Raw genomic sequence first — 26073 nt, 5'->3', positions numbered from 1 at the left:
AAGGCGGCAGCACGTCGCCGATGAATGGACCATCCCCATGACCTTGCATGTGAATTCACGCGTCGCGGATCACGCGATCAATCCGCTTTTTCTCGAACGCTGGTCGCCGCGGGCCTACTCGGGCGAAGAGATTTCCGAGGCCGAACTGTTCGAAATCCTGGAGGCCGCCCGCTGGGCGCCATCAGCCTACAATGCCCAGCCCTGGCATTTCGTCTATGCCCGCCGCGGCGGACAGGACTGGGAGAAGCTGCTCGGTCTTCTGAACGAGTTCAACCGCAGTTGGGCAAAGGAGGCTTCGGCCCTCATCTTCGTGCTGTCGAAAACCTCCCTGCTGCCGCCAGGCGCCAGCAAGGAGGTGCCTTCCTACACCCATTCCTTCGATACGGGCGCCGCCTGGGGCGCACTCGCCCTGCAGGCGGCCCATTCCGGCTGGCAGGCGCACGGCATGGCCGGCATCGACTACGACCGCGCGCGGGCCGAACTCGAAGTTCCTGAAAACTACCGGATCGAGGCTGCCGTCGCGATCGGACGCCTCGGCGATAAGGCTCTGCTTCCGGAGGCTCTGCAACAGCGCGAGCAACCAAGCCCGCGCAAAGCCCTCTCCGAAATCGTGTCTGAAGGGCGCTTCGTGGCCGGCTAAGCTTCGGCAGACTTGGACGCGGAGCGGGGGTACATTGCCGGCCCGCTCTCCTCAGCGATCGTCCGTTTCATCCTTGCTCGTCGCGTTCAGCGCCTGAACGCTGATGGCCGCGACGAGGCCGGTCAGGACGATGCCGGAAAAGCCTATCACCAGAGCCAGCAGCCGTGCGCCCAGGTGTTTGGGCGTGATGTCGCCGTAGCCGATCGTCAGCCCGGTGACGAAGGTGAAATAGAGGGATTCATCGAGCCGCCATTCCTCGATGCGGCCAATGATGACACCGCATCCGGTCATCACGATCAGGATTGCGGAGAAGATCGGCCAGAGCACCTGAAGTTGCTGGTAGAGATTGGAGAAGAACAGGCGCCGCATTCTTTTTGAATGGCTCCTGCGATGAGATTTCGCCACGCAACCCTCCCTCTCGCCAGGTAGGAAGCCCGCCGTGCTAACGATTCCGTACGCCTGCGACGGTCCGCCTTGGCTTCGCTCCCTGCCGCCGAAATCCCCTCTCGGCCCGGCACCCGCAGTCCTCAAGATATCCGCAAGTCGAGCAGCCTGCCAGCGTCTGCTTTGGTAGGCGACAAGTGATGCCCGAAGTGTGGCTGAGGCGTTCCTTGCAACGGATTTTACCCAGTGCTATCGCTTTAGAATAACTTCATGAAAGCTCCTGCCAGAGGATAGTCCGGATGGCATCGAACGAGCATTCGCCTGTCGGCGACGGTCGCGGTGCCACTGCGGGTTTCCGGCTCGACGTGACTGCAGGTCTCACGGCCGCTGCCGTGGTTCTGCCAAAGGCGATGGCCTATGCCACGGTCGCCGGTCTGCCTGTCAGTGTCGGTCTCTACACCGCCTTCGTGCCGATGATCATCTACGCGCTTCTCGGCACGTCCCGGGTGCTGAGCGTCTCGTCGACCACGACCCTTGCCATTCTCGCCGGAACACAGCTCGGCCTTGCCGTCCCGGATGGCGATCCCGGCAAGTTGATAACGGCAACCGCGACGCTGACGGCGATGACCGGTGGGCTTCTCATCCTGGCTTCGCTTCTCCGCTTCGGCTTCGTCGCCAACTTCATCTCCTCGCCGGTCCTGATCGGCTTCAAGGCCGGCATCGGCCTCGTCATCGTGCTCGACCAGGTGCCGAAGCTGCTTGGCCTTCACTTCACCAAGGAAGGCTTCTTCCGGGATATCCTGAGCATCGCCGGCCATCTGTCCGAGACCTCGCTACTGACGCTTGCAATTGCGGCTGCGGCGCTGGTGGCGCTTCTTGCGATGGAGCGGCTCTGGCCGCATTCGCCGGCGCCGCTTCTGGCGGTGGCTGCAGGCATTGCGCTTTCCTGGTTCGCCGGCCTCGAGGCGCTCGGTGTCTCCACCGTCGGCTTCATCCCGCAGTCTCTGCCTTCGATCACGCTTCCGAGCCTCGGTCTTGCTCAGGAGCTTCTGCCCGGCGCGCTCGGCATCGCCTTGATGAGCTTCACCGAGACCATCGCCGCCGGACGTGCATTTGCCGCCCCCTCCGACCCGCCGATCAGGGCGAACCGTGAATTACTGGCAACCGGCGCTGCAAATCTCGGCGGCGCGCTTTTCGGCGCCATGAGCGCCGGCGGCGGAACATCACAGACGGCCGTCGTGCGTGCCGTCGGTGGACATTCGCAGGTGGCGTCGCTGGTCACCGCGGCGGCAGCGGCTGCCACGATGCTGGTGCTGGCGCCCATGCTGGGTCTGCTGCCGCAGGCGGTCCTGGCGGCAATCGTCATCGTCTATTCGATCGGACTTATCAAACCGGCGGATTTCTGGTCGGTCCGCAAGGTCCGGCGAATGGAGTTTCAGTGGGCGCTGGCGGCTTTCCTCGGCGTGCTGCTCTTCGGGACGCTGCAGGGCATCATCGTCGCGATCGTGCTTTCCTTCATCGGACTGGCCCGCCAGGCGGCATCGGCGAAGGTCTATGTCGTCGGCCGCAAGCGCGGCACCGATCGGCTCCGGCCGCTGTCGCCGGATCATCCTGACGACGAGACCTTCGAAGGGCTGCTGATCCTTCGGCCGGAGGGGCGCCTGTTCTTTGCCAATGCACAGCAAGTGGCAGACCAGGCGCAGATGCTGGTCGCCAAGCACAAGCCCAAGGTTCTCGTGCTCGACATGAGCCGGGTCTTCGATATCGAATATTCCGCGCTGCAAATGATGACGGAGGGCGAGCGTCGCATCAGCGAGCACGGGGTCACCGTCTGGCTGGCCGAGCTGAACCCGGATGTGCTCGCCTATGTGCGGGCCTCCGGTTTTGCCGATCAGCTCGGCCCCGATCGCCTGTTCGTCAACACGCGCACAGCCCTTCAGCACTATCTGGCGAGCATCGCTCCGGCAGCGGCCTGATTCACTCCGCGATCAATTCTCCGGTGCCGCCAAATGCCGGCGGGAAGTCGCGATACTTGGGCAAGCCGTCCTTCATCGGCAGCACCGTCTCCTGATAGTTGACGTGGAGCGCGGGTTTGAACGGCAGTGCCGGGATGACCGCAGCAAAGACGTCCGTCACGCCCCAGAGCGGATGCTCGGTCATGAGGTGACCGCCGCAGGCCTTGCACCATTTGCGCACGCTCGTCGCGGTCTTCTGGTAGCCGACAAGATTGTCCGCGCCCTTGACGATGCGGACCTTCTCCGGCGGCCAAAGCGTGAAGGCATTCACGGGTCCCGCCGACCACGTCCGGCACGAATTGCAATGGCAGAAGCCCATGGCGGCCGGATCGCCGCTCACTTCGATCTCGACTGCGCCGCAGAAGCACTTTCCGTTGTAGCTGCCGTTCGCTGCCATGACTGTCTCCTTTCGGTTCGCGTCATCCGGAGAATGGGCTCTCGCGGATGGCCGATATGAACCCAAGCCTGAGCGTGTCACGCCTGATCCTGAGGTCAACGCCTCCTTTCGAGCTAGGTCCTATAGCCGGTTACCGGATGAGGCTTTGCTGCAGCACGATGCGAGCCGACAAACCGCCGCCCTGCCGGTTGCGGAGCTCGAGCTCCGCGCCGGTACGATCCAGCGCCCGTTCGACGATGCTGAGGCCCAGGCCGCTGCCGACCGATGTCTTGAAGCGGCCGCGGAAGAAGCGCTCGGTCACGTGCGGCATCTCCTCGTCGGGAATGCCAGGGCCTGTGTCGTTGATCACAATGACGAGGCGGCCGGCCGCCATCTCGCAGGTGCAGGAGACTGTTGCGCCAGGCGGCGAATGGTTGATCGCATTTTCCAGGAGGTTGCGCGCCGCCAGGCGAAACAGGTCCGGATCCATCTCGATCTTCACACCGAAGAGGTGCGGGTCGATGGCGACGTCGACCCGGTGAGCCTGGCCGGCGAGTTCGGTCCGAAGACCTGTCAATATTTCACCGGCATTGAAGGCTCCTGCTGGCTTGGCACTCTCGGAGGCCTCGACGGAGGCGATGTCGAGCAGTTGCCGCACCAGCTTGCCGGTCCGGTCGACCCCGGCGACAATCTGGCCGAGCGCCTTTTCACGGATCTCGCCGTCGTCGCTGGCAAGCGCGACCTGGGCTTGCGTCTTGATGCCGGCCAGAGGCGTGCGCAGTTCGTGGGCGGCAAAGGCGATGAAGTTCTGTTCGCGCTCGCGGGCACCGGCGACGCGGGCGAAGAGGCCGTTCAGCGATTTCAACACCGGGCTGATTTCGCGCGTCGTGCCCACGTCTTCGATCGCGTGCAGATTCGAAGCCTCGCGCGCGGCGAGATCGCCCGCAAGTTTCCGGAGCGGTGCCAGCCCGCGCCCGACGCTGAGCCAGATCAAGACGGCCAGAAGGGGGATGATCAGCAGCGCCGGTAGCAGCAACCCCTTGACCAGATCGTTGACCAGCCGGTCGCGGATGCGAAGGTTGTCGCCGACGAGGACGCGTACGCCGAGGCTGGCATTCTCGACCGCGAAAACCCGCCAGGTCTCACCGTTGATGACGGTTTCCGAGAAGCCCATCGCATGCGGCGCGAGCGTCGTGTCGGGAGCGCTGTCCGACTTGCCGATCAGCGTGCCGTCCAGCGACCAGATCTGGCAGGAGAGCTGCCGGTCGTAGTGCGGGTGCTCCAGAATCGGAATCTTGATCGCGCTCTGCGCCGGACGGTTGGCGTCACCGTCGCCTTCCTCCTTCATCATGTCTGGGCTGACGATCAGCGAATTCACCATGCGCGCGGCCTCCATCAGCCGCGCGTCGAGCACACGCTCCACCTCGGCGCGCGTGCTGAGGAAGATCCACACCGTCGCTGACAGCCACAGCAGTCCTGTCGTGATCAACAGTATGGCGAAGAGGCGGGTGCGCAGCGACCGCATCAGCCGGCCCCACCCAGCCGATAGCCGATGCCCCTGACGGTTTCGATCAGGCCGGGGCCGAGTTTGTTGCGCAAATGATGGATGTGGACCTCGACGGCGTTGCTTTCGATTTCCTCCTGCCAGCCGTAGAGCCTGTCTTCGAGTTTGGTTTTCGAAAAGATGACGCCGGGATGTGCCATCAGCGTGTGCAGGATCGAATACTCACGCCGCGAGAGCTGCACCGGTTTGCCGGCCTGTTCCACCGATTGCCGGGCGGGATCGAGCCGCAGGCCTGCCCATTCGAGCGCCGCCGTCGCACGGCCGGTAGACCGCCGAGACAGCGCCCGCAACCGTGCGGCCACTTCGTCGAGGTCGAAGGGTTTCCCGAGGTAGTCGTCGGCGCCGGTGTCGAGGCCGGCCACGCGATCGCGAACCGTGTCGCGGGCCGTCAGCAGGAGCACGGGAGTGTCATTCTGGCTGGAGCGCAAGTCCTTGAGGATATCCATGCCGGAACCATCCGGCAGCATCAGATCGAGTACGATCGCGTCGAAGCTGTTGGCGGCGAGTGCCGTCGCCGCCGCGTCGCAGGTGCCGACCGCATCGGTGGTAAATCCGGCCAGCGCCAGGCCGACCTTCAGGCCGTCTCTGAGGATATCGTCGTCTTCGACGATCAGGACTCGCATTGCTATTCCTCACATTTTTGAGAGCGGAACTCTTAAATCGCTCCCTTAAGGCAGCCTTAAGGTAGGACTTCCCTCTGAAGCGGCATTGCAACAATCGAATCGTTGAATGCCCGATATGACCGAACCAAACGAGCCCTCTTCATCCACGGCCGATCACAAGACCGGCATCACGCTCACCCGCCGCAGCCTTGTCGTCGGAGCAGCCTCGCTGTTCGCCACCGGTTGCGCGACCGCGCGTCCGACGCCGGCGGTCGTGCCGGCGGCAACACCCGTCCGCGCCGCGGCCGGGCCGACCGTGCCGCCGATGTACCACGCGATGCCGGATGAAGAGTTTCCGATCCCCGAGGTGAGGGTCGCCGAGATCGATCCGAAGTTCTGGCGACAGGAGGTGGATTATCCGAGCGGCGAGCGGCCCGGCACGCTCATCGTCGATACGCCGGCGAAGTATCTCTATCATGTGCTGCCCGGCGGGCGGGCGATGCGCTACGGCATCGGCGTCGGCCGCGAGGGTTTCGCGTGGTCCGGGCGGGCGATTGTCGCCTACAAGCGCAAATGGCCGCGGTGGACTCCGCCCGATGAGATGGTCGCGCGCCAGCCGAAGCTCGCGCCCTACAGCATCGCCAATGGCGGCATGCCGCCGGGCATCAAGAACCCGCTCGGCGCCCGTGCGCTCTACATCCACAAGGACGGCAAGGACACGCTCTATCGGATTCACGGTAGTCCCGAGGCGCATTCGATCGGCAAGGCGGTCTCGTCGGGCTGCATTCGCCTGCTCAATCAGGATGTCGTCTATCTCTACGATCAGGCGCGGGACGGTAGCACCATCGTCGTCATTCCGGATCCCACGAAGGGCGATCTGGCCATTGGCTAAGGCAGCCAACAGAGGTGGCGCGGGAATTCTGCAACACTCCGGAAACGAGTGCTCGCAGCGGGCGGCGATCCACGCCAAAGAATGATTATCACCACATTTCGGTCACGGTTCGGCCCAACAGCCTTGGGCCTCTCCTCGGAACATTTCCTACCGAAATCCCCAACCTGGAATAGAATAAAGTGTCGATGAATTTGTCCCGCCGCTCGCTGCTCGCGGTGATCGCCAGCTCTGTCTTGAGCGCTTGCACGCAGATCCCGAAACCAGAACCGAAGCCGAAGCTGATCGAGCCGATCGCCGGGGACGGTGGCTCGCCGGAGAAGGCAGCCGATGCCGCGGGCGTGCCGACGAAGACCTTCGATTATGCGAAGATCTATGGGCCGGTGAAGGACGAGGGCTACGACGTTCCAGGCATCCAGTACGGTGAGATCAAGCCGCAGTTCCTGCGCCAGGAAGTGGCCTATGCCACCAACGAGCCGCCCTATTCGATCGTCGTCGATACCCAGACGATGTTCCTCTACTACGTACTGCCGGGCGGTCGCGCCATCCGCTACGGCGTCGGCCTCGGGGCCGCGGGGCGCGCCTGGAAGGGGCGCGCGGTCGTGCACTGGAAGCGCAAGTGGCCGCGCTGGACGGTGCCGGACGACATGGTAGCGCGCCAGCCGCACCTCAAGAAATACGGCATTGACGCCGGCGGCATGGATCCGGGTCTCGACAATCCGCTCGGCGCGCGGGCCATGTACATTTTCCAGAACGGTCAGGACACACTCTACCGCATCCACGGCTCGCCGCAGTGGCGCTCGATCGGCAAGAACGCATCCGCCGGCTGCGTGCGCATGCTGCAGCAGGACGCGATCGATCTCTACGATCGCGTCCGCGGCAAGACCCCGCTCATCGTCCTGTGACGCGCTACGCTTTGGCGTGATTTTCCAGCTTTCACCGGACGGATTGCCTCAGAGCGGTTGAGGCGGCGGAAGTCCGTCCGGTCCCATTTGCATATAGTCCTGCGGCTGCGGCAGTGGCTGCGAATCCGGAAGTGGCTGCGAGTCCGGAAGTGGCTGTATTTCCGGCATCGGCTGCGATTGCACCATGCCCCCGCCCGTGAGGTCAGTGACGACGATCGGCGTGCCGTTTGGCACGCGATTGTAGAGGTCGACCACGTCCTGGTTGATCATGCGCACGCAACCCGAGGATACCGATTTGCCAATGGTCCACCATTCCGGTGAGCCATGGATGCGGTAGAGCGTGTCCTCGCCGTTCTGGAAGATATACATGGCGCGCGCGCCGAGCGGGTTCTTGAGGCCGGGGTCCATGCCGCCGGCCTCGATGCTGAATTGTTGCAGCTCGGGTTGGCGCGCCACCATTTCGTTCGGCGGTTTCCAGCGCGGCCATTCGCGTTTGTACTGGATGACGCCGCGCCCGGCCCAGGCGAAGCCGGCGCGCCCGAGGCCGACGCCGTAGCGCATCGCCTGGCCGTTCTCGTAGACCCGATAGAGAAAGTGGTTGCCGACGTCGACGACCAGCGTTCCCGGCTTCTCGCCGGTCGGATCGGCGACCATCTGGCGATAGAAACGGGGCTCGATCTTCTCGTAGGGGATGGCCGGCAGCGGATAGGGTTCGTTCGGCTTCTCGCCGTACATATCCGCAAGGAAGGCGTTCGCCTCGGGCACAGGTTCCGGTGCATAGGAGCGCGTCATCGTCGGCCGCGTCGAGGCACAGCCTGCCAATCCGGCGGCCGCGAGCCCCGCGGAGAGTTGCAGGAAGGTGCGGCGGCGGATCTCTCTTTCAGGCATGGAACCCTCGATCGTCCGGTGTTCGCTTCTGGCGATACAACCGATCTTGTAGGTCAATTGTCGCCAGCCGACGAACGATCACAGGCCGGCGTAGGGATCCGCCAGCGCCGCTTCGGGTCGGCTAATAGGATACTTAGTTCCCGAGATCTTCGCTGCCAGCTTTTCGGCGCCGTTTTTCTCAAGGAGCGCCCGGAAGCTCGGATGCATGCCGCCGTCGACATAGGCGTTGAGCGGCGCCGACGTCTGGTTTGCCATCAGGCCCGCGAGCTTCGCGTCCTCCGATTGCAGCTTTGCCACGAGCCCGGCGTCTGGCGCCGTCGCAGCGGCGGGGCAGGCCGCGAGCGGATCGGACGGCTCGCCATCGGCGAATTCGGTGTTGAAGACATAACGGCGACCGCAGGCCGAAACCTTCGGCTGGCGCCTCGTCGTCTGGAAGATGTCGTAGCCCTGCTTGATGTTCTTCCAGAACTCGAAGTTCGGATCGCCGCGATGCTTGGCCATGTTTTCGGCGGTCATGCGGAAGGGATAGGCCTGCACCTGGAAGGTGCCCTGGCCGCCGGCAAGCGCGCGCTGGACGACGGAGTAGATCTCGCCGACGCCCTGGTCCGTAAGTGCGTAGCAGCCCGACGACGAGCAGGCGCCGTGCACCATCAGCGCTTCGCCGGTATAGCCGAGCGCCGACTCCAGCCGGTTCGGATAGCCGAGATTGAAGGACAGGAAATATTGCGACTTCGGGTTCAGCATACCGGCCGAGACATTGTAGAAACCCTCCGGCGCCTGGCGGTCGCCCACCTTCGTCTTCGGGCCGAGCTTCCCCGACCAGCGGCACATGGGGTAGGTCTTCAGCAGGGCGTATTGGCCCTGCTTGTTCTGTTTCCAGACTTCCAGCTCGCTTTCCTGCTTGAAGATGCGCACCAGAACCGGGCTTTCCGGCTTGCTGCCGTTCTTCGCCATGGCGGCGATCAGCTTGGCCGGGATCGGCGGCGGTTCGCGCACGTCGTCGGCATCGAGCGCCATGCAGCTGGAAAGCGCAAGTGCCATCGCGCCGATCGCCAGAGCATGCCGCATCCGACGCACCTGCGTGAAAAACTTGCCAGTGGAGGGCGTTTGGGAAGAGGGGCTCTGTATCGTCTCGCGCCGCATGCGGGCTCCTGGCTATGCTGCCGCCGCCCAGCGTCTTGCGTTCGGCGCGGTTACCGACGGCATGCGTTCGACGCACAGCGGGTCGGCTTTAGTTCAGCGATTAAGCGGTGGCAGCCCTGGCTGCAAGCCTTTGTCCTGGGCGCTGGCGATCAACAATACTTGAACGCGCGCCGCCATAGCTGCCCGCCGATTGGGTCGATGTTGAGACAAGATGGTGAATTTTTTCTCAACGCGGGCGCCGGATTGCTCCAGGCGCGTCAGTCCCGTGGCTCGCTGCCGGGCGCGTAGACGGTCTTCTGCCTGAACGCAAAAACGTTGCCGCAGCGGCAGCGGACCATGTGCTTGGCGGGGTCGGGAGAGGTGCGCTCGGTCGAAAAGCCCTTGGGCATGACGTCGATGAGAAAGCCGCGATTGCCGCCCTTCGCCTTGTCATTTTCAGAGGCTTCGGCGAAACCGGACGCCCCGCATTTCGCGCATTCCAGCTTTCTCGAATAACGATCCCGCGACGCCATCTTCCATCACACCTGATTGCGCTGCCGCGCCGTTCCGTCGAACCCGGACCTACAGGAGCCGGCCTTTCGGTTCAAGCTCGGCCGCTGTCATGACCGTCATTTCTCGCGCTCTATTGGGCGGGATGCATCGAGAAGCCGCAGCGGCATGCGACATCAGGCTTACCGATACCCAGTGACATCGGCCGGCTTGTTTGCCTCCATCACCTCGCGCATGTAACGCCAGCAATCGGGCCGCGAGCCGTCGAGATCGGTGAAACCGTAAATCTGAGCCAGTCCACCGCTCGACAGCGACTGGCCGTTCCAGCGCGCCCTGTCCGGATCGGCCGCCAGCGCCGCCACGGCGCGGCCGACGAAGCGCGGGCTTTCGGAAATGACGAAGTGCGGCTGGACCTTGGCCCCCTCCAGCCAGGTTTCCTCGGTCGCCTGAAAATGCTCCAGCATCATTTCGGAGCGCATCCAGCCGGGCGTGATCGAAACCGAGGTCGCACCGTGCGGCGCCAGATCCTTGGCATGGGCCCAGGCCATGCGGTTGGCCCCCACCTTGGCGAGGTCGTAGAAGGGGGAAATGCGGTAGTGAGTGGCATTGTACTCGGCGGTGCCATCGGTGACCTCGACGAGCAGCCCGCCCGGCTTCTCTATCATCAGGGGCAGGGCGTAGTGCGCGGTGATCAGGTGGGTGTCGATGCCGAGGCGCAGAAGCCTCAGGCCGTTCTCCAGATTGTGCTCCCAGACGGACTTCTCCCACTCGAACAGGTTTTCTCCGCCCCAGACGTCGTTGACGAGGATATCGAGCCGCCCCTGTTCACGGCGGATGCGCGTGACCAGCGCTGCGACTTCGGCCGGGTGGAGATGATCGACCTGAACGGCAATACCCTTACCGCCGAGGCTGGTGACGATGTCGGCCGTTTCCTCGATCGTTTCGGGCCGCTTGTATTCGGATTGCTGTTGCCTTGTGGTGCGGCCGGTCACGTAGACGGTGGCGCCGGCGGCGCCGAGTTCCGCGGCGATGCCGCGCCCGCCGCCCCGTGTCGCGCCGGCGACGAGCGCGATTTTTCCTTCGAGCGTCATTGTTTTCCTCCTTGGGGCCGATAGCCGCTGGTGCTTTCTCTTGAATTGGATATATAAATGATTGTTCGGTTATAAATGAGAGTCAAGATGCCACGACCAAAAACGATGCCAGACGAAGAGGTGCTGGTGGCTGCATTTGCGCTGATGCGGGCCGAAGGGCCGGATGGCCTGACTTTCGCGTCGCTCGCCGCAAGGACCGGCCTTTCCGGCGCCACGCTCGTGCAGCGCTTTGAAAACAAAACGAAGCTGATCCAGCGCGCGCTCAACCAGGCCTGGGACGGCCTTGACCGCCAGACAGCGGAGCTGGTGGCGACGGTGCCGAGAACGCCGGAGGGAGCCATCGCGCTGCTCGTCGGCCTGTCCGGCGATTATGGCGCCATCGAATCCTATGCCGACGATCTCCGAATTCTCCGGGAAGACCTACGGGACCCGCTGCTCCGTGCGCGGGGGGTGACGTGGCGCGACGTGCTTTCCGGCGTGCTCGACGAATGTCTTTCGGGATTGCCCGCCGCTGCCCCTGGACTCGGACTCCTGATGGCATCGCAATGGCAGGGATCGCTGCTCTGGTGGAGTTTCGACCCAGAAGTGCCTGTCGCGGAGTTCGTCGAACAGAGCCTGCGGCGTTTCGTTGAGGCCTTTGCAAGGCAACCGACGGCCTGAGGTCAGCGCCACGGCCTTTCAGTCACCCGGCTGTCAAATCGCCGTGAGATGGCCGTGCAGTGGATGACGGCGGCGGAAGATCGTCTTAGATGCTGTTCCATGTTCAGATGTGCTGCCGTTCTCTTCGCCCGGATCGTCGCCTTGGCACTCGTCGTCCTGACGTTGCTCACCTTGCCGGCGGCTGCCCAGGTGGTGGCGCCGGTTTCGACCTTGCTGGAAGAACTGGCTTCGCGGCAGGAGCTTGAGCCCCTGAAGACCGTGATCGTCGCGCGTGACGGCAAGGTCCTCGCCGAGCGCGGCTATCGCGGCAACCGCGTGACCGACTCGACCAACATCAAGTCGGCGTCAAAATCGATCATCTCGGCGCTGGTCGGCATTGCGATCGACAAGGGATTGCTCGAAGGGCCGGACCAGAAGATCGCGCCGATCCTGAAGACGGACCTGCCGGCTTCGCCTGATCCGCGCATCAACGACATCACCATCGGCAACCTGCTGTCGATGCAGGCCGGGCTTGGCCGGCTGTCGGGGCCGAACTATGGCCGATGGGTCGCGAGCAGCAACTGGGTGCGTACGGCGCTCGCTCAGCCCTTCGACGACGACCCGGGCGGTGAGATGCTCTATTCCACCGCATCGACCCACCTGCTTTCGGCGATCCTGACGAAGGTCAGCGGCAAGTCGACCCTGGCGCTGGCAAGCGACTGGCTGGGGCTACTCGAGGGTTTTCGCATCGGATCCTGGGATCGCGATCCCCAAGGCATCTATCTCGGGGGCAACCAGATGGCGATGAGCGCCCGTTCCCTGCTTGCCTTCGGCGAACTCTACCGCAATGGCGGCCGCGCGACCTCAGGCCAGCAGCTTGTGTCATCAGAATGGATCGCAGCATCCTGGCAGCACCGCACCAATTCGCGTTTCTCCGGGGACGAGTACGGTTACGGCTGGTTCGACCGCCAGATCGCTGGCGAGGAGGTGCACTTCGCCTGGGGCTACGGCGGGCAGATGCTCTACATCGTTCCGAGCCTCGATCTGACCGTGGTGATGACCTCGGCCGAGAGCGGACCGTCAGCCCGCAACGGCTACCGCGATGCTCTACACTTTGTGCTCGGCGAGATCATCACAAGGGTGGAGGCCGCTCCGGAAACGGACGGGTGACAGGCCGCGTGCCGCTCATGCCGGCTGGCGCGTGCCCAACAGCGGCTCAGGATGCCGAGATTTGAAAGGTGAGAGATGTTTGCCACGAAGACAATCGAGACCGGCGACAAGCCCGAATTCTACCGCGAACTGGCGAGCCAGCTCGGCGGGCTTCTGCATGACGAGCGCGACTTCATCGCCAATGCCGCCAATTTTTCCGCCCTCGTTTTCGATCTGGTGCCGGATCTGAACTGGGCCGGCTTCTATTTCCTGCGGCCGAATGACGAGCTGGTGCTCGGGCCGTTTCAGGGCAAGGTCGCCTGCGTGCGCATTCCGGTCGGTAAAGGGGTCTGCGGGGCTGCCGCCACGCAACGGCAGACGATGCTGGTGCCCGATGTGCATGCCTTTCCCGGGCATATCGCCTGCGATGCCGCGTCCCGCTCCGAGCTCGTCGTGCCTTTGCTCAAGGATGGCAGAGTGCTCGGCGTGCTCGATCTCGACAGCCCGAGCCCCAACCGTTTCGATGCCGAGGATCAGGCTGGGCTCGAGGTGCTCGCCGCGATTTACGTCGCGGCGAGCGATTTCAGTTAGATCGGTAGCTGGGCGCTAGCCTTCAAAACCTTCGATGACGATCTTGCCCATGGCAGCACCGGTCTCGATGCGGCGGTGGGCTTCGCGCAGGTTTGCGGCATTGAACGGCGACAGCACCTCGGCAAGCGTCGTTTTCAGCCGTCCGGCATCGATCTCGTCGGCGACGAAGGACAGCAGCCGGTGCTGCTCGATCATGTCAGGCGTCTGATGCATCGGGCGGGCAAACATGAATTCCCAATGCAGGCTCGCCGCCTTGGTCTTCATGCCCGCCATCGGCATTGGCACGTCGGTGTTGTCGATCGAAACGATGCCCCCTTGAGGCCGGATCAGCTCGACCGCATCGTCCCAATGGCGCATATCGTTGAAGATGGCGATGTGGTCGACATGGGAGAAGCCGAGCGCCCTGACCTGGGCAACCAGCGGCTCGCGGTGGCTGACGACGTGGTCGGCGCCGAGTTCCTTCACCCAGGCGATAGTCTCCGGCCGCGAGGCCGTGGCGATCACGGTCAGCCCGGCGCGCTTGGCAAGCTGGATGCCGATCGAGCCGACGCCGCCGGCGCCGCCGACAATCAGGATCGACTGGCCGCGATCCGCACCGTCCCGGTCGATCCCGAGCCGGTCGAAGAAGGCTTCATAGGCGGTGATCGTCGTCAGCGGCAGGGCGGCTGCCTCGGCGAAGCTTAGCGACTTCGGTTTGCGCCCGACGATGCGCTCGTCGACAAGCTGATACTGCTGGTTCGTGCCGGGCCGCGTCAGGTCGCCGGCGTAGTAGACATGGTCGCCGGGCTTAAACAGGGTCACATCCGGGCCGACCGCTTCGACCACGCCGCTGGCATCCCAGCCGAGTACGCGCGGCGTTTCCTCGATCTTGTCCTTCGGCGCGCGCATCTTCACATCCACCGGATTGACGGCGACCGCATGGACGGCCACCAGAATGTCATACCCCTTGGGTTCCGGCTTCGGCAGGTCGACATCGAGGAAGCACTGCGGGTCGGAAACCGGGAGATAACGGGTGAGGGCGACGGCTTTCATGGCTTGCTCCTTGTCATGGACGAATGGTCTTGGGCTGTGAATTCGGCGGTGACGAAGACGAGTTCGGCGTCGCCGGTATTGGTCAGATCGTGCACGAAGGCGGTCTCCGGCGTCAGGTCGCTGAAGTGGCGCGTGTCGCCGGCGCGGTAGACCACCGTCCGTGACCTTTCCGCCGCCCGAGCGCGAGCGTGCCGTACCGTCGGTCAGCGCCGTCCAGAAATAGGGCCGGTCGTGGCGATGGGGGCGAAGCGGTTCACCGGGCTTCAGCCGCAGATGCCAGACGCGCAGGCTCTCTTCCTCTAGCACCAGCTTCGGTGCCAATGTGATCGTTGACCAGGGCTTCCGCGCGCTCGTGTTCCGTCAATGGCGCGCTCATGCGGCGTCCTCCAGGGCCGGATAGGTACAATATCCGTCGGCACTGCCGCCGAAAAGCTTGGTTCCGTCGAAGGTCGCAAGCGGCAAGCCTTCCTTCAGCCGGCGCGGCAGGTCCGGATTGGCGATGAAGGAGCCCTGACCCTGCGTCGAGGCCGAGGCGCGCTGCGCATAGTATTCGGCCATCAGTGTATTCGGGACGTTGCCCGGCTGGCTGCTGCGCGCCCGCGTCATCGGCGCAAGCGCGATCCGGTTCGGCAGGGTCAACGAGCCGAGGGAGACAGGAGAAAAGAGCGTTGTCGGCATGGGACGGTCCTCTTGCGGGCGAAATGTCGGAACGGTTTGCGTCAGTTGATGAGCGCGCCGCCTTCGATGTCGATGACGGATCCGGTGACGAATGGATTGTCGATAGCAAAGAGGTAGCCGTGGGCGATGTCCTGCGGCTGCCCGAAGCGGCCGGCGGGCAAGGTCGCTGCGGCGCGATCGAACATGGCGTCGCGGGCGTCGCCGGTCATGCCGGCATAGGCCTCGGTCTGCGTCAGTCCGGGGCTGACGACATTGACGCGCAGCGGCGCCAGTTCCCTGGCCAGGATCTTCGCCACGGCTTCGAGAGCAGCATTCATCGCGGTCTTGACGAAGGTGCCGGGAACAGTCCGGCGGGCGAGAAAACCTGAGGTGAAGGTGATCGTGCCGCCTGGACGTATATACCTGGCCGCTTCGCGGGCGAGCACGATCGAGCCCCAGAACTTGACGTCGAAGGCGGCCTTGGCGGCATCCAGGTCGATATCGGCAACCTTGCCGCCGGGGGCCGAAGAACCGGCCGTGACGACCAGATGGTCGATCGGCCCGAGCTTGCGGAAGTAGGCGGCAACGGAAGCGGCGTCGGCGATATCGAGGCCGGTGGCGCGGCTGGCGATCTCGACCCGGCCGGGACGCTGGGTCAGCGCCTTGGCAACGGCGGCGCCGATGCCGCTCGTGCCGCCGATGACGACGGAAACGGTATTGTCATTGAATGTCATCGTCATTCTCATGCTCCAGGGGAATGTGGGGGAACGGGTTCGGAAAAGAGTGCTTCAAGCAACGGACCGCCGGGCGTGCGCAGAAACAGCCGGCGCTCGCCGATGTCGGCAAGGTCCATGGTCGAGTAGGGAATGGCGAGCCGGTCGAGCCTGGCCCGGAAGGCTGCGTAGTTGTCGAGCCGGAAGCCGACGTGATCGATAGCCTCGGCGGCCCGGTCGAAACCGCTGCCTTGGCTGCCGATGATGTGCACGATCGGTTTGCCGTCGGCGTAGAGCCAGTAGCCCGGGATGCGCCGGATCGCCGCCGGGCGCTCGCCGACGGTCAGGTCGAAGACCGTCTCGAAGAACGCGCGCGTGCCCGCGATGTCGCCTGTGCGGATGGTTACGTGGTCGAGATGCATGCCGCGTCTCCTTTCGGGAAGGAATTTAGCTCTTGCGGCGCATCCGGATAATTGGCTTATTTCCAAAAGTATATTTCGGAAGAGGCGAAAGATGTTGCTCGACAATCTGGCTCTGTTCCTTTTGATCGTCGAAAAGGGCGGGCTTTCCGCCGCAGGTCGCGAAAAGGGCCTGTCGCCGGCCTCTGTTTCCGAGCGGTTGGCGGCGCTTGAAGCCCACTACGGTGCTGCCCTTCTGAAACGCACGACGCGCGCAATCAGCCTGACGGAGGAGGGCCGTCTGCTGGTCGATGGCGCCCGCCGGCTGCTGGCGGAGGCCGACGAACTTGAGACAGGCATCCGATCGGGTACCCGAACGATCTCGGGGCCGATCCGCCTCAGCGCCCCCGAAGATATGGGACGGCGCTACATCGTGCCGATCCTCGACCGCTTTCTTGCCGAGCACCCTGACGTGACGGTGGATTTCAATCTCACCGACGGCTACGTCGACCTCGTCGGTCAGGGCATGGACTTTGCCATCCGCCACGGCCTTCTCGCCGACAGTACGCTCCGGTCGCGCTCCCTCGGCGAAAACCGCCGGGTCGTCTGCGCCGCACCCGCCTATCTGGAGGCCAGGGGCCGGCCGGAGCATCCGGACGATCTTTCCCGTCACGACTGCATCATCATGCGCTTCGGCGCCAATCTCGACAGGGAGTGGGCTTTTCAGGTCGATGGCAAGCCGCACAAGGTCATGGTGCGCGGCAGGCGCGTCGCCAATGACGGCGGGGTGGTTGGGGAATGGTGTCGCGCGGGGCACGGCATCGCGCTCAAATCCGTTTGGGACATTGCCGAGGACCTGGCGTCCGGTGCCCTTGTCGAACTCCTGAAGGATTTCTCTATAGGTGGGACGGGATTGCAGATCGTCTATCCGCCGCTCACCGTCCAGCCGCGCCGGGTGCGACTGCTGATAGACCGCATCGCCTCGGAGCTGAGTTCCATCGAGAGGCCGAGCAAGGGACGAACCTGAAGCCGCCAATCAGGGTCGCGCCCGTACCAGACGCCGTGGCCTTCGCGCAACAGTCCTTTTCCAATAGACGGCGCGGCCGGTCCTGACGCAGTTTCGGCTCGTCATGCCGCACGTCAGTGCATTGCAGCACACCTCCGCTTCACTTATGAAACATGAGTAACGTATTCAAGATAAGCGGCAGCGACCCGGGCCGTACGTTCAGGATGATGGTGCGACAGCCGCACGCTGGAGAGGCAGATTGATGACCGATGCGATGGTGCGGGGGCTTCACGAGCGGGAAGAGGGCAGGATCCGCCGCTTCTTCAGCCGCCGCCTCAGAAACCGCGAGGACGCCGTCGACGCCACGCAGGAGACCTTCATGCGCATGCTGGAGGCATCGCGCTCGACGCTGATCGAGAACCCGCAGGCCTACCTGTTCCAGGTTGCCCGCTCGGTGGCGCGGGTCGCGTCCGAACGCGCTGCGCGCGAGCAAGCGATGTTCGTTGCCGACGAAGAGGGCATGGAGCATGCGGAAGACAGGCCGATCCAGGACCGCATCGTCAACGCCCGCCAGTGCCTGCTGATCATGGCGCGCACCATCCAGGGCCTTCCGAACCGCTGCCAGCAGGTCTTCATCCTCAGCCGCCTGCACGGCCTCAGCAACAGCGCGATCGCCGATGAGCTCGGCATCTCGAGAAATATGGTCGAAAAGCATATCATCCGAGCGCTGCTCGAATGCCGGAAGATGCGCGCCGAGATTATTTTCTGAACCGACGTCAGGTCAAACCGTTCTTTCAACTCTAAGATGATTGAAGCGATTCCCTTGGAGGGTTCGCCTGACGGCATTTTCAGTTCGACCGGAAGACGTGCATGAACGGCAATCGCCAGACCATCGATGACAGCACTCTGGAAGCGGCGGCGACGTGGGTTGCGAAGTTGCAGTCCGACGACGCGACGGCCGCCGACCGTGCGGCGTTCGAGCTCTGGGTTTCCGCACATCCCGATCACCGGATGGCCTATGAAGAATTGCGGGCGCTCTGGAGCGATCTCGGAGACGTGCCGATCCCAAGCGAGCGCCTCGGTGAATTGCGCGCCCAACGCCGCCGTCGGGTCGGCGGTTTCGTCGGGCTCTGTCTTGCAGCGGGTCTTGCCATGCTCTCGCTCGCGACGCCCTACGGCGACCGCTGGCGTGCCGACTTTTACACCGGCGTCGGTGAAATCAGGCGGATCACCCTGGAGGACGGGACCGAAGTCGACATGAACACCGACACGGCCCTCGTGGTTCGCTACGAGCAGGGCCGCAGAAAGGTGCGGCTCCTGCGCGGCGAAGCATTCTTTGCCGTTGCGAGGAACCCGCTTCGGCCGTTTGTGGTCGAAGATGGGGCGCTGAGCGCGATGGCATTGGGGACCCGGTACTCCGTAGGCACGGCCGGTGCAGAACGAGCCGCCGGCGTCCAGGTGGAGGAGGGCCGCGTTGAGGTCGCGGCGGCCGGCCAGAAAGCGATCCTGGGTGCGGGCGAGGTGGCAACGATCGACAAACAGGGACGCCTGTCCCTGTCGAAGACGGATGTCGCGGCCGGGACGGCGTGGCGCGACGGCAAGCTCGTCTTTTCGCGCCGCCCGCTGCGCGACGTCCTGGCGACCCTCGAGCGCTACCGTCACGGCCGAATCCTGCTGCTCGACGAGGCGGCGGGCGGTCTCGAAGTCTCCGGTATCTTCGATCTGCACGACACCGACGCTGCCCTGCAGGTTCTGGAAGCCAGTTTGCCGCTGCGTGTCATGCGGATTTCGGGCCTGATGGTCGTCGTTCAGTCGCGCTAGGAAAAACCCAAGCAGGCAAGGCCGCTCCAGGCCTGGCCATATTCATCGCTCAAAAAAATCGTCCGGTGACGTCAGGAGATCGCGTTCCCCGAACTCTTATTCAGAAGTGGCGGCGCTGCACATGGATCGAGGCAGCCTGCCCAGGAGTTGAGTAGGGGATCTCGGATGAGAATTATGCAGGGTCGCGGATCACGACGCCATTCTTTCACACGCCTGGCGCTTGCCGGCGTTTCTTTCATCGCCTGCGCGACGGCAGTTCAGGCACAGGCGACAACGGCACTGGCCGCGGTCATTGCGCCGAAGGCGTTCGCCGTTCCCGCGGGATCCCTCGAAGCGGGCATCCTGAAACTTGGCCAGCAGGCCGACCTGCGCCTTCTTTATCCGAGCACGCTGACGAGCGGAAAGACCACCAGCGGCGTCAGCGGCACGCTGGCGACGGAAGCGGCCGTTGCATCGCTTCTGGAAGGAACCGGCCTTCGCTATCGCTTCGTCGGTGAGAAGACCGTGCAGATCTTCGATCCGTCGGATGCAACGATCACCACCGGCGCCGTCGTCAAGGATGGCGCGACACAACTCGAAAAAATCACCGCGACCGGTGAGCGGACCGGTGCTGAGGGTATTGTCGAGACCGACGGTTATGTCGCGAAATCGGCGCGCGTCGCCACCAAGACCGATACGCCGGTCATGCAGACGCCGCAGTCGATGTCGGTGATCAGCCAGAAGCAGTTGCAGGACCTGAAGCCTCAGAACCTGCAGGAGGCGTTGAACTATACGCCCGGCGCCCGCGTTGGCCAGTACGGCGCCGAACCGCGCTTCGACGCCTTCAAGGTCCGCGGCATCGACCTGACGCTGACCGGCATCTTCCGCGACGGCCTGCGCCAGATTGCGAGCCCGAACGGCCTCTTCCGGCTGGAGCCCTATGGCGTCGAGGCGATCGCCATCCTGCGCGGCCCGGCGGCCTCCATCTACGGCGCCAGCAGCTCCGGCGGCATCGTCGACATCGTTTCGAAGCGGCCGACCAGCGATCCGCTGCGCGAAGTCGAAGTCCAGTACGGCTCCTACGGTCGGGTGCAGGGCGCCTTCGATGTTTCCGGGCCGCTCGATGACGAAGGCACGATGCTCTATCGCATGACCGGCCTTGCGCGTGACGGGCGCACCGAAATCGAGGCGGTCAAGGACGATCGTCTGTTCATCGCGCCCGCCTTCACCTGGCAGCCGGACGAGGGCACCAAGTTCACGCTGCTCGGCGAATACATGGATTCGACGACCGGTGGCACCTGGGGCTATCTCAACCGCTACGGGCCGGACGGCAAGTCGATCGGCGCGATCCCGACCTATGGTGGCGACGCCCGCTTCAACGATTTCACCCAGAAGCAGGCGCGTATCGGTTATGAGCTCGAACATGAGCTCTCAGACAACGTCACGCTCTTTCACAAGCTGCGCTACTCCGACATCTCGACGCAGCAGGAATGGGTGTTCGCCAAGTATCCGGGCCTCACCGTCGAGGACAATACCGGCGTTGCCAGCGACACCTACCTGAAGTTCGACTTCGACACCGGCGCCGCAGCACACCAGCTCATTGCCGGTATCGACTACAGCTACATGAAATATACCTCGCAGCAGGGCAGCGGGCCGGACCTCTTCACCGACGATTTCACCTATGTGCCGAAGCTGACCTCCACCCAGAAGCAATCGCAAAGCGGCATCGGCATCTATCTCCAGGACCAGATCGAATATGACGCCTGGCGCCTGACGGCGGGCGTTCGTCACGATTGGGTAGACAACAAGTATTCGGTCGACGGCTCACCCTTTGACCGGAACGACAGCGAAACGACGGCGCGCGCCGCGCTTGGCTATGTCCTGCCAAACGGCATGATGCCCTATGTCAGCTACGGCACCGCCTTCGTTTCCAATCCCGGCGTGATCATCAATCTCGGCGGCACCGATACGCCGGCCATGCCGACGCTCGGCAAGCAATGGGAAGCGGGCGTCAAATACGAGATCCCCGGCCAGAACGCGACGATCACCGCCGCAGTCTTCAACATCGACCAGGAAAACGCCACCGTCTACGAAACGTCCTCGGGCCTGAACCTCCTGCGCCAGCTCGACCTCAAGTCGCGTGGCTTCGAACTGGAAGGCACCGCTTCGCTCGACAATGGCTGGAACTTCATCGCCTCCTATTCCTACAACGATGTCGAGATCACAAAGCTGACATCGGAAACGCTCGGCAACCAGCTCAACTCCTCGCCCTACCACATGTTCTCGCTCTGGGCGGATTACGAGGTGCAATCCGGCGTGCTCGAGGGGCTCGGCGTCGGTGCCGGCGTGCGCTATGTCGGATCGAGCTTCGGCGACAACGTCCACACGCCGATCCTGAAGAACCAGGCGCGCACCTTCGTCGACGCTTCGGTCCGCTACGATCTCGGCGCCGCCAATCCGAACTTTGAGGGCGTGCGGCTGCAGCTCAACGCGACCAACCTCTTCAACGAGGTCGAGCAGCTCTGCACCACGGGCTTCTGCTACTTCGACGAAGGCCGCAAGGTCGTCGCCAGCGTCCGCTATCGCTTCTGATGGCGATCGATGCCAAGCCGTCAACAAGGCCGTCGCCCGCCGCGATCTTCTTCGCGGTCGGCGGGCTTTATGTGGCGCAGAGCGTGATCGGTGGGCTGACGATGCTCGGTCTGCCGGCGGTGCTCAGAACCCAAGGTTTGCCGCTCGACCAGATCGGCCTCGTCTATCTGACCGTGCTGCCCTGGGCACTGAAGTTCCTCTGGTCGCCGCAGGTGGAACGCTACCGCCTGCCGGCGATTGGCCGCAACCGCTCGGCTGTCATCGTGATTGCCGGCGGCGCACTCTCTGCCACGATGCTCGCGGTGCTGGGCTTGCTCGGGCCGGAGCGGCTCGCTCCGGTGCTCGCCTGCCTGGTGTTCATTGCGCTCTTCACCTCGACCGTCGACATCGCCTGCGACGGCTTTGCCGTCGAGACGTTGGCCGAAGAACACCATGGCTGGGGCAATGCCGCCCAGGTCGGCGGCTCCTATGTCGGCTCAGCGATCGGCGCCGGGCTGTTTCTGGTTCTGGTCGATTGGTTCGGCTGGGCGCCTGCCGTTTGGGTGATGGCGCTCGTCGTGCTTTTGCTCGGCCTTCCCTTCCTGTTTGGCCCGGGTTCGCGTCCGACAAGCGCAACGCGCAGCCATGTGCCGTCGCTCAAGGCCGCACTGCGGCGACCGGAGGTGCGCAAGGGGCTGCTACTCGCAGCGATCTATGTCTCGGCGCAGAAATGGGGCCTCGCCATGCTCGGGCCTTTCCTCATCGATTACGGCTTCGATCTTGCTTCGGTCGGAGTGCTGAACGGTGTTGGCAGCATGATCGTCGGTTTCGGCGGGGCGTTGTTCGGCGGCTTGCTCGTGCGGCTGTGCGGCGCTGCCACGATACTGATCGGCGCCCTGCTCTTGCAGGTCACGATGCTTGTCGCCTTCGCCTATGTCGGGGCGTCAGGCGATGTCTCGCGGCCGCTCGTGATGACCCTTGCGGTCGCCAGTTCTTCCGGCGTCATGGCGATCGGCTTCGTGGCGCTCTATGCCCAGTTCATGGGCTGGGCCGATCCGCGCCAGGCGGGGGTCGATTTCACGCTTTTCCAATGCGTGGACAGCCTCGTTGGCATGGCCGGCGGTCTCGGAGCCGGCTGGATTGCCGAGCGCTTCGGCTATGCGGCCTTTTTCCTTTGCGCCGCCGGCGTTTCAACCGCCGCAGTGCCTCTGCTGGCTTTTCTTCTACGAGCGCACTCGGTGACGCGAAGAATGCCTGTTTAATCAGTCTTGCGTATGGGAGCCATTGCCGCTCCCAGCGATATCCGCGCCTTCAACCGACTGCTTAATAGTCATACGCTCGCAAGTAGATAATTGGTCGGCCGTCGCGAACCAGGGCGATGCCCTCGTTGCCGTAGAGGGGCGCCACTTTCTTGGTGCGGCACAGCCATAAGGAATCCCCCGCGATCATCGCATCCAGCAAGGGCGCGAGCTCCACACGCGGGTCGGGGAGGCGGTAAACAAGATCTCGTGGAAGACTCTTGAGCCCACCAACCTTCTGAATAACCCACTCCCGAAAACCTTCAGGGGTGGTTTCCTGAACCAATTCAAGATCTTTGCGGTCGTAGTGTAGTCGTGGATCGTGGGCCATGTCGTTGGTCACCTGGATGAGCGCGGATCTAAGCGACGATATCAAGTGCCGGCCGGTTTCGGAACTGCCGGCGATAGCTCGCCGGCGAGATCGAGAAGGCGCGGGTAAAGTGCTGTCGGAGCGAGACGGTCGAGCCGAAGCCGGCCATCTCCGCCACGTGATCGACGGAACAGGAGCCGGTCTCAAGCAGGCGTTGGGCGACGGCGAGCCGCTGCTGAAGAAGCCATTGCGTGAAGGTCGTTCCCGTCTTCTTGCGGAAGTGCCGGGTGAAGCTGCGCAGGCTCATGCCGGCATGATCCGCCAGCCGTTCCAGCGAAAGCGGCTCATCGAGATGCTCGATCGCCCAGGCGATCGTTGCGCTGAGCGGATCGCCGCTGCCCGGAGCGGGCAGGGGCGCCTCGATATACTGCGCCTGGTCTCCGTGGCGATGCGGTGCAACGACCAGCCTGCGGGCGATGCGGTTGGCGATCTCGGCGCCGTGGTCGTTGCGCACGATGTGCAGGCAGCAGTCGATCGCGGCGGCGGTGCCGGCCGAGGTCAGGATATCGCCCTCGTCGATGTAGAGCGCGTTGCGGTTCAGGGCGACCCGAGGATAGGTCCGCTCGAATTCATCGGCCCAGGCCCAGTGCGTCGAGGCTGCTCGCCCGTTGAGCAGGCCTGCCTCTGCCAGCACGAAGGTGCCGAGACAGAGGCCGACAAGCCGGGCGCCCCTGATGTGGGCAGTGCGTAGCGCGTTCAGCAGGTTTTCCGATGGACGGGTGTTCGGGTCATCCCAGGCCGGGACGATGATCGTGTCCGCCTCCGCAAGACTGGAGAGGTCATCTTCCACCTCGATGCTGAAGCCGGACATGGTGCGGACAGATCCGGTCTTTTCACCGGCGATCAGCAGTCGGTAGCGCGGCACGCCGAGCTTCAGCAGGTCGTCGCCGAAGACGATGCAGGGAACGGACAGATGAAACGGGCTGATGCCCTCGAAGGCGACGATGGCGACGGTGTGCATTGCGGTATAAACCCGGTGGGCCTGAAGTTGGCCGGAACCTATCACATATTGTCGTTCAGGCCACTTTCGCAACATGGGCGTTTTCGCGACTTTCGCGGCGTCAGATTGCGAAAGGAACCTCCATGACACAACACCCGACCATCCGAACCATCGCCGGTGCGGCTGCTCCTGCTAGCCTCGATCCCCGCAAGACAGCCCTGTTGGTGATCGATTTCCAGAACGAATACTTTACGGGCCGCATGCCGATCCCGGATGGGGAAAAGGCGCTCGCCAATGCCAAGAGGCTGATCGAACGCGCCGACACCGAGGGCATGAAGGTCTACCACGTCAAGCACGTGACGCCGGCCGGCAGCCCGGTGTTTGCCGAAGACAGTGCGACCTCTGACTTTCACCGCGACATCCGGCCGGCAGCCAACCATTCCGTGGTCCGAAAGTCGTCGGTGAGTGTGTTTGCCAGCACCGACCTCGGCGAGCAGCTGAAGAAAACCGGGATCGATACGCTCATCATCACCGGGCTGATGACCCATGCCTGCGTTGCCGGCGCCGCGCGGGACGCCGTGCCGCTCGGCTTCAACGTGATCGTTGCAGCGGATGCCTGTGCCACGCGCGACCTCGACACTAACGACGGCGACGTCGTTCCACATGCCGTGCTGCATCGCGCGTCGCTGGCGACGATCGACGATACCTTCGGCGACATCCTGACGACCGATCAGATCCTGTCACTCGCGCGTCGGTCCTGATCTGCGCATAGGCTACCGGTTCGGCCCGGATTGTCGAAGGCGGAGCAATTCCAGGCGGACGCCCCCTCGTATCCTCTGGATCTGCCTAGGCCGAACCGCGCAGCATGATCTCGGCGCTGAGCAGAATGCGCTCATCCTCGGGGAAGGCACCGCCGTCGTCGGAGCTTTCCCCGAGCTTGAACAACAAGAGTTCGATCGCCAGTCGGCCGATCTCGTTGTAGTTCTGCGCCACCGTCGTCAGCGGCGGGCAGGTGTAGCGCGACAGCGGATGATCGTCGTGGCCGGCGACACGGATATCGGCGTCCGCCTCGCGTCCGACCTTGAGGCCCGACTGAAAGGCGGCGGCGATGACGCCGAAGGCGACGCGGTCGTTGGCGCAGAGCACCGTCTGCGTCGGGAAGCCGCCGGCGCCGAGGATGCGCAGCGTTTCGTCGAAGCCGAATTTTTCAAAATCCCAGGAGGCGTTCGGCGTGGTCTCGACCAGCGCCGGCTCCATCTTCAACTGCTGCATCGCTTCCAGATAGGCGTCGCGCCGGGCGATCGCGTTGTTGTTGACCGGCGGCATGCCGAAATAGCAGGGGGGGCTTCCCGAGCGGCAGAGATAATCGACCATCAGGCGGAAGCTCTGGCGGTTGTCGGTGCCGACGAAGGAGGAGCTGTCGTCGAGCGGCGAGTCCACGTAGATCAGGGGAATGCTTTCGCCGAGCGCCGTCAGGGTCTTGTGATGCGACTGCACACCGAGCGGTGCGATGATCGCACCGGCGACGTTCATCGACTTGAAGGTCTCGATCGCCCGCTCTTCCATCTCCGGCCGCCCATCGGAGGAGAGCACGAAGGCGAGGAAACCCGCCTGGTTGGCGATGTGCTCGATCCGGCGCGTCAGCGCCATGTAGAAGGGGTCGGTCGAGTTCGGGACGATGACGCCGAGGATGTTGGTGCGGCGGCGGTTGAGGTTGACGGCGAAGATGTTCGGGCGAAAGCCCGACTGCTTGATCGCCGCCTCGATAGCATCGCGGGTCTTCTTCCGAACAGAGCCCGGATCATTGAAGTATTTGGAGACCGTGGGGCGCGACAAACCGACGAACTCCGAAAAATCCTCCATCGTCTTGATCTGTCTGTCCACCGTTGCTGTACCCCATATTGTTTTGATTTCGTTTATAGG

At 63.8% G+C, this 26073-nt stretch carries 29 protein-coding genes; 13 read left to right on the top strand and 16 right to left on the bottom strand.

Annotated features, from left to right (window positions below; genetic code table 11):
* Positions 1 to 37: 37 nt before the first annotated feature.
* Positions 38 to 640: a nitroreductase family protein gene (locus AC070A_RS05960; RefSeq protein WP_057251847.1), complete on the top strand. Its 603-nt coding sequence runs from the start codon at positions 38 to 40 to the stop codon at positions 638 to 640.
* Between the two features lie 51 nt (positions 641 to 691).
* Here the strand turns inward: AC070A_RS05960 and AC070A_RS05955 are convergent, their stop codons facing one another.
* On the bottom strand, positions 692 to 1009 hold the full coding sequence (locus AC070A_RS05955; protein WP_057251846.1) for a potassium channel family protein: 318 nt from the start codon (positions 1007 to 1009) through the stop codon (positions 692 to 694).
* Positions 1010 to 1323: 314 nt separating this feature from the next.
* Between AC070A_RS05955 and AC070A_RS05950 the strand changes: the two genes are divergently transcribed.
* Positions 1324 to 3000, top strand: a complete 1677-nt coding sequence (locus AC070A_RS05950) for a SulP family inorganic anion transporter (protein ID WP_112996264.1) — start codon at positions 1324 to 1326, stop codon at positions 2998 to 3000.
* A gap of 1 nt (position 3001) precedes the next feature.
* On the opposite strand, the gene AC070A_RS05945 is transcribed toward AC070A_RS05950, so the two are convergent.
* From AC070A_RS05945 to AC070A_RS05935, 3 genes are all read right to left on the bottom strand, one after another.
* Entirely contained in the window at positions 3002 to 3436 is a 435-nt protein-coding gene (locus tag AC070A_RS05945) for a GFA family protein (protein ID WP_057251844.1), read from the bottom strand.
* A gap of 130 nt (positions 3437 to 3566) precedes the next feature.
* On the bottom strand, positions 3567 to 4940 hold the full coding sequence (locus AC070A_RS05940) for an ATP-binding protein (RefSeq protein ID WP_492383747.1): 1374 nt from the start codon (positions 4938 to 4940) through the stop codon (positions 3567 to 3569).
* Positions 4940 to 5602 carry a response regulator gene (locus AC070A_RS05935; protein ID WP_057251842.1) on the bottom strand — a complete coding sequence of 221 codons (663 nt, stop codon included), beginning with the start codon at positions 5600 to 5602 and terminating at the stop codon, positions 4940 to 4942. The genes AC070A_RS05940 and AC070A_RS05935 overlap by 1 nt, the downstream gene beginning before the upstream one ends.
* 115 nt (positions 5603 to 5717) lie before the next feature.
* On the opposite strand from AC070A_RS05935, the gene AC070A_RS05930 reads away from it, so the two are divergent.
* A complete protein-coding gene (locus tag AC070A_RS05930) occupies positions 5718 to 6473 on the top strand; it encodes a L,D-transpeptidase (RefSeq protein ID WP_057252106.1) in 756 nt (251 codons plus the stop codon).
* A 185-nt stretch (positions 6474 to 6658) separates the two neighbouring features.
* Entirely contained in the window at positions 6659 to 7375 is a 717-nt protein-coding gene (locus AC070A_RS05925) for a L,D-transpeptidase (protein WP_057251841.1), read from the top strand.
* 48 nt (positions 7376 to 7423) lie between these two features.
* On the opposite strand, the gene AC070A_RS05920 is transcribed toward AC070A_RS05925, so the two are convergent.
* The 4 genes from AC070A_RS05920 to AC070A_RS05905 form a co-directional block, all read right to left on the bottom strand.
* Positions 7424 to 8263, bottom strand: coding sequence for a L,D-transpeptidase (locus tag AC070A_RS05920; RefSeq protein WP_082615919.1), 840 nt, complete (start codon positions 8261 to 8263; stop codon positions 7424 to 7426).
* A gap of 78 nt (positions 8264 to 8341) precedes the next feature.
* The gene (locus AC070A_RS05915; RefSeq protein WP_057251840.1) at positions 8342 to 9331 is read right to left on the bottom strand and encodes a L,D-transpeptidase family protein; all 990 of its coding nucleotides are present in this window, start codon (positions 9329 to 9331) and stop codon (positions 8342 to 8344) included.
* Positions 9332 to 9663: 332 nt separating this feature from the next.
* Positions 9664 to 9918: a hypothetical protein gene (locus tag AC070A_RS05910; RefSeq protein ID WP_057251839.1), complete on the bottom strand. Its 255-nt coding sequence runs from the start codon at positions 9916 to 9918 to the stop codon at positions 9664 to 9666.
* Between the two features lie 159 nt (positions 9919 to 10077).
* A complete protein-coding gene (locus AC070A_RS05905) occupies positions 10078 to 10986 on the bottom strand; it encodes an SDR family oxidoreductase (protein ID WP_057251838.1) in 909 nt (302 codons plus the stop codon).
* 87 nt (positions 10987 to 11073) lie between these two features.
* On the opposite strand from AC070A_RS05905, the gene AC070A_RS05900 reads away from it, so the two are divergent.
* The 3 genes from AC070A_RS05900 to AC070A_RS05890 all read left to right on the top strand — a co-directional run bounded on the left by AC070A_RS05900 (position 11074) and on the right by AC070A_RS05890 (position 13365).
* A complete protein-coding gene (locus tag AC070A_RS05900) occupies positions 11074 to 11646 on the top strand; it encodes a TetR/AcrR family transcriptional regulator (protein WP_057251837.1) in 573 nt (190 codons plus the stop codon).
* A gap of 99 nt (positions 11647 to 11745) precedes the next feature.
* Positions 11746 to 12795, top strand: a complete 1050-nt coding sequence (locus tag AC070A_RS05895; protein ID WP_057251836.1) for a serine hydrolase domain-containing protein — start codon at positions 11746 to 11748, stop codon at positions 12793 to 12795.
* Positions 12796 to 12870: 75 nt separating this feature from the next.
* Positions 12871 to 13365 (top strand): GAF domain-containing protein, encoded by a 495-nt coding sequence (locus AC070A_RS05890; protein ID WP_057251835.1) that lies wholly within the window; start codon positions 12871 to 12873, stop codon positions 13363 to 13365.
* 15 nt (positions 13366 to 13380) lie between these two features.
* Here AC070A_RS05890 and AC070A_RS05885 read toward each other — a convergent pair whose 3' ends face one another.
* From AC070A_RS05885 to AC070A_RS05865, 5 genes are all read right to left on the bottom strand, one after another.
* Entirely contained in the window at positions 13381 to 14397 is a 1017-nt protein-coding gene (locus tag AC070A_RS05885; RefSeq protein ID WP_057251834.1) for a zinc-binding alcohol dehydrogenase family protein, read from the bottom strand.
* Complete coding sequence (locus tag AC070A_RS05880; RefSeq protein WP_492383743.1) at positions 14394 to 14552, bottom strand: hypothetical protein; 159 nt, start codon at positions 14550 to 14552, stop codon at positions 14394 to 14396. The genes AC070A_RS05885 and AC070A_RS05880 overlap by 4 nt, the downstream gene beginning before the upstream one ends.
* A 217-nt stretch (positions 14553 to 14769) precedes the next feature.
* Complete coding sequence (locus AC070A_RS05875; protein WP_057251832.1) at positions 14770 to 15075, bottom strand: oxidoreductase; 306 nt, start codon at positions 15073 to 15075, stop codon at positions 14770 to 14772.
* A 41-nt stretch (positions 15076 to 15116) separates the two neighbouring features.
* A complete protein-coding gene (locus AC070A_RS05870) occupies positions 15117 to 15794 on the bottom strand; it encodes an SDR family oxidoreductase (protein ID WP_200964187.1) in 678 nt (225 codons plus the stop codon).
* Positions 15795 to 15796: 2 nt separating this feature from the next.
* The gene (locus tag AC070A_RS05865) at positions 15797 to 16189 is read right to left on the bottom strand and encodes a VOC family protein (protein WP_112996262.1); all 393 of its coding nucleotides are present in this window, start codon (positions 16187 to 16189) and stop codon (positions 15797 to 15799) included.
* 91 nt (positions 16190 to 16280) lie between these two features.
* Here AC070A_RS05865 and AC070A_RS05860 point away from each other — a divergent pair, with 91 nt between their 5' ends.
* The 5 genes from AC070A_RS05860 to AC070A_RS05840 all read left to right on the top strand — a co-directional run bounded on the left by AC070A_RS05860 (position 16281) and on the right by AC070A_RS05840 (position 22804).
* Positions 16281 to 17192 carry a LysR family transcriptional regulator gene (locus AC070A_RS05860; RefSeq protein ID WP_057251830.1) on the top strand — a complete coding sequence of 304 codons (912 nt, stop codon included), beginning with the start codon at positions 16281 to 16283 and terminating at the stop codon, positions 17190 to 17192.
* 241 nt (positions 17193 to 17433) lie between these two features.
* Entirely contained in the window at positions 17434 to 17940 is a 507-nt protein-coding gene (locus AC070A_RS05855; RefSeq protein ID WP_057251829.1) for a sigma-70 family RNA polymerase sigma factor, read from the top strand.
* A gap of 101 nt (positions 17941 to 18041) precedes the next feature.
* Positions 18042 to 18992 (top strand): FecR family protein, encoded by a 951-nt coding sequence (locus tag AC070A_RS05850; protein ID WP_057251828.1) that lies wholly within the window; start codon positions 18042 to 18044, stop codon positions 18990 to 18992.
* A 165-nt stretch (positions 18993 to 19157) separates the two neighbouring features.
* The gene (locus tag AC070A_RS05845) at positions 19158 to 21563 is read left to right on the top strand and encodes a TonB-dependent siderophore receptor (protein WP_082615909.1); all 2406 of its coding nucleotides are present in this window, start codon (positions 19158 to 19160) and stop codon (positions 21561 to 21563) included.
* Positions 21563 to 22804 carry an MFS transporter gene (locus AC070A_RS05840; protein ID WP_112996261.1) on the top strand — a complete coding sequence of 414 codons (1242 nt, stop codon included), beginning with the start codon at positions 21563 to 21565 and terminating at the stop codon, positions 22802 to 22804. The genes AC070A_RS05845 and AC070A_RS05840 overlap by 1 nt, the downstream gene beginning before the upstream one ends.
* Before the next feature lie 61 nt (positions 22805 to 22865).
* Here the strand turns inward: AC070A_RS05840 and AC070A_RS05835 are convergent, their stop codons facing one another.
* Both AC070A_RS05835 and AC070A_RS05830 read right to left on the bottom strand, forming a co-directional pair.
* Positions 22866 to 23171 (bottom strand): hypothetical protein, encoded by a 306-nt coding sequence (locus tag AC070A_RS05835; protein WP_156414672.1) that lies wholly within the window; start codon positions 23169 to 23171, stop codon positions 22866 to 22868.
* 28 nt (positions 23172 to 23199) lie between these two features.
* Positions 23200 to 24171 carry a GlxA family transcriptional regulator gene (locus AC070A_RS05830; protein ID WP_112996311.1) on the bottom strand — a complete coding sequence of 324 codons (972 nt, stop codon included), beginning with the start codon at positions 24169 to 24171 and terminating at the stop codon, positions 23200 to 23202.
* Positions 24172 to 24293: 122 nt separating this feature from the next.
* Between AC070A_RS05830 and AC070A_RS05825 the strand changes: the two genes are divergently transcribed.
* Positions 24294 to 24911 (top strand): isochorismatase family protein, encoded by a 618-nt coding sequence (locus tag AC070A_RS05825; RefSeq protein ID WP_057251825.1) that lies wholly within the window; start codon positions 24294 to 24296, stop codon positions 24909 to 24911.
* An 85-nt stretch (positions 24912 to 24996) separates the two neighbouring features.
* Here AC070A_RS05825 and AC070A_RS05820 read toward each other — a convergent pair whose 3' ends face one another.
* Positions 24997 to 26013, bottom strand: a complete 1017-nt coding sequence (locus AC070A_RS05820) for a LacI family DNA-binding transcriptional regulator (RefSeq protein WP_057252102.1) — start codon at positions 26011 to 26013, stop codon at positions 24997 to 24999.
* Positions 26014 to 26073 lie beyond the last annotated feature (60 nt).

This window comes from Ensifer sp. GW101-20A05 (assembly GCF_059424735.1).
This window is presented reverse-complemented; position numbering and strand designations above follow the sequence as displayed.

Excerpts from the sequence above, each read along its gene's own strand:
- AC070A_RS05960 (WP_057251847.1), top strand. The coding sequence starts at position 38 with ATGACCTTGCATGTGAATTCACGCGTCGCGGATCACGCGATCAATCCG.
- AC070A_RS05955 (WP_057251846.1), bottom strand. The coding sequence starts at position 1,009 with ATGCGGCGCCTGTTCTTCTCCAATCTCTACCAGCAACTTCAGGTGCTC.
- AC070A_RS05950 (WP_112996264.1), top strand. The coding sequence starts at position 1,324 with ATGGCATCGAACGAGCATTCGCCTGTCGGCGACGGTCGCGGTGCCACT.
- AC070A_RS05945 (WP_057251844.1), bottom strand. The coding sequence starts at position 3,436 with ATGGCAGCGAACGGCAGCTACAACGGAAAGTGCTTCTGCGGCGCAGTC.
- AC070A_RS05940 (WP_492383747.1), bottom strand. The coding sequence starts at position 4,940 with ATGCGGTCGCTGCGCACCCGCCTCTTCGCCATACTGTTGATCACGACA.
- AC070A_RS05935 (WP_057251842.1), bottom strand. The coding sequence starts at position 5,602 with ATGCGAGTCCTGATCGTCGAAGACGACGATATCCTCAGAGACGGCCTG.
- AC070A_RS05930 (WP_057252106.1), top strand. The coding sequence starts at position 5,718 with ATGACCGAACCAAACGAGCCCTCTTCATCCACGGCCGATCACAAGACC.
- AC070A_RS05925 (WP_057251841.1), top strand. The coding sequence starts at position 6,659 with ATGAATTTGTCCCGCCGCTCGCTGCTCGCGGTGATCGCCAGCTCTGTC.
- AC070A_RS05920 (WP_082615919.1), bottom strand. The coding sequence starts at position 8,263 with ATGCCTGAAAGAGAGATCCGCCGCCGCACCTTCCTGCAACTCTCCGCG.
- AC070A_RS05915 (WP_057251840.1), bottom strand. The coding sequence starts at position 9,331 with ATGCGGCATGCTCTGGCGATCGGCGCGATGGCACTTGCGCTTTCCAGC.
- AC070A_RS05910 (WP_057251839.1), bottom strand. The coding sequence starts at position 9,918 with ATGGCGTCGCGGGATCGTTATTCGAGAAAGCTGGAATGCGCGAAATGC.
- AC070A_RS05905 (WP_057251838.1), bottom strand. The coding sequence starts at position 10,986 with ATGACGCTCGAAGGAAAAATCGCGCTCGTCGCCGGCGCGACACGGGGC.
- AC070A_RS05900 (WP_057251837.1), top strand. The coding sequence starts at position 11,074 with ATGCCACGACCAAAAACGATGCCAGACGAAGAGGTGCTGGTGGCTGCA.
- AC070A_RS05895 (WP_057251836.1), top strand. The coding sequence starts at position 11,746 with ATGTTCAGATGTGCTGCCGTTCTCTTCGCCCGGATCGTCGCCTTGGCA.
- AC070A_RS05890 (WP_057251835.1), top strand. The coding sequence starts at position 12,871 with ATGTTTGCCACGAAGACAATCGAGACCGGCGACAAGCCCGAATTCTAC.
- AC070A_RS05885 (WP_057251834.1), bottom strand. The coding sequence starts at position 14,397 with ATGAAAGCCGTCGCCCTCACCCGTTATCTCCCGGTTTCCGACCCGCAG.
- AC070A_RS05875 (WP_057251832.1), bottom strand. The coding sequence starts at position 15,075 with ATGCCGACAACGCTCTTTTCTCCTGTCTCCCTCGGCTCGTTGACCCTG.
- AC070A_RS05870 (WP_200964187.1), bottom strand. The coding sequence starts at position 15,794 with ATGACGATGACATTCAATGACAATACCGTTTCCGTCGTCATCGGCGGC.
- AC070A_RS05865 (WP_112996262.1), bottom strand. The coding sequence starts at position 16,189 with ATGCATCTCGACCACGTAACCATCCGCACAGGCGACATCGCGGGCACG.
- AC070A_RS05860 (WP_057251830.1), top strand. The coding sequence starts at position 16,281 with ATGTTGCTCGACAATCTGGCTCTGTTCCTTTTGATCGTCGAAAAGGGC.
- AC070A_RS05855 (WP_057251829.1), top strand. The coding sequence starts at position 17,434 with ATGACCGATGCGATGGTGCGGGGGCTTCACGAGCGGGAAGAGGGCAGG.
- AC070A_RS05850 (WP_057251828.1), top strand. The coding sequence starts at position 18,042 with ATGAACGGCAATCGCCAGACCATCGATGACAGCACTCTGGAAGCGGCG.
- AC070A_RS05845 (WP_082615909.1), top strand. The coding sequence starts at position 19,158 with ATGAGAATTATGCAGGGTCGCGGATCACGACGCCATTCTTTCACACGC.
- AC070A_RS05840 (WP_112996261.1), top strand. The coding sequence starts at position 21,563 with ATGGCGATCGATGCCAAGCCGTCAACAAGGCCGTCGCCCGCCGCGATC.
- AC070A_RS05835 (WP_156414672.1), bottom strand. The coding sequence starts at position 23,171 with ATGGCCCACGATCCACGACTACACTACGACCGCAAAGATCTTGAATTG.
- AC070A_RS05830 (WP_112996311.1), bottom strand. The coding sequence starts at position 24,171 with ATGCACACCGTCGCCATCGTCGCCTTCGAGGGCATCAGCCCGTTTCAT.
- AC070A_RS05825 (WP_057251825.1), top strand. The coding sequence starts at position 24,294 with ATGACACAACACCCGACCATCCGAACCATCGCCGGTGCGGCTGCTCCT.
- AC070A_RS05820 (WP_057252102.1), bottom strand. The coding sequence starts at position 26,013 with ATGGAGGATTTTTCGGAGTTCGTCGGTTTGTCGCGCCCCACGGTCTCC.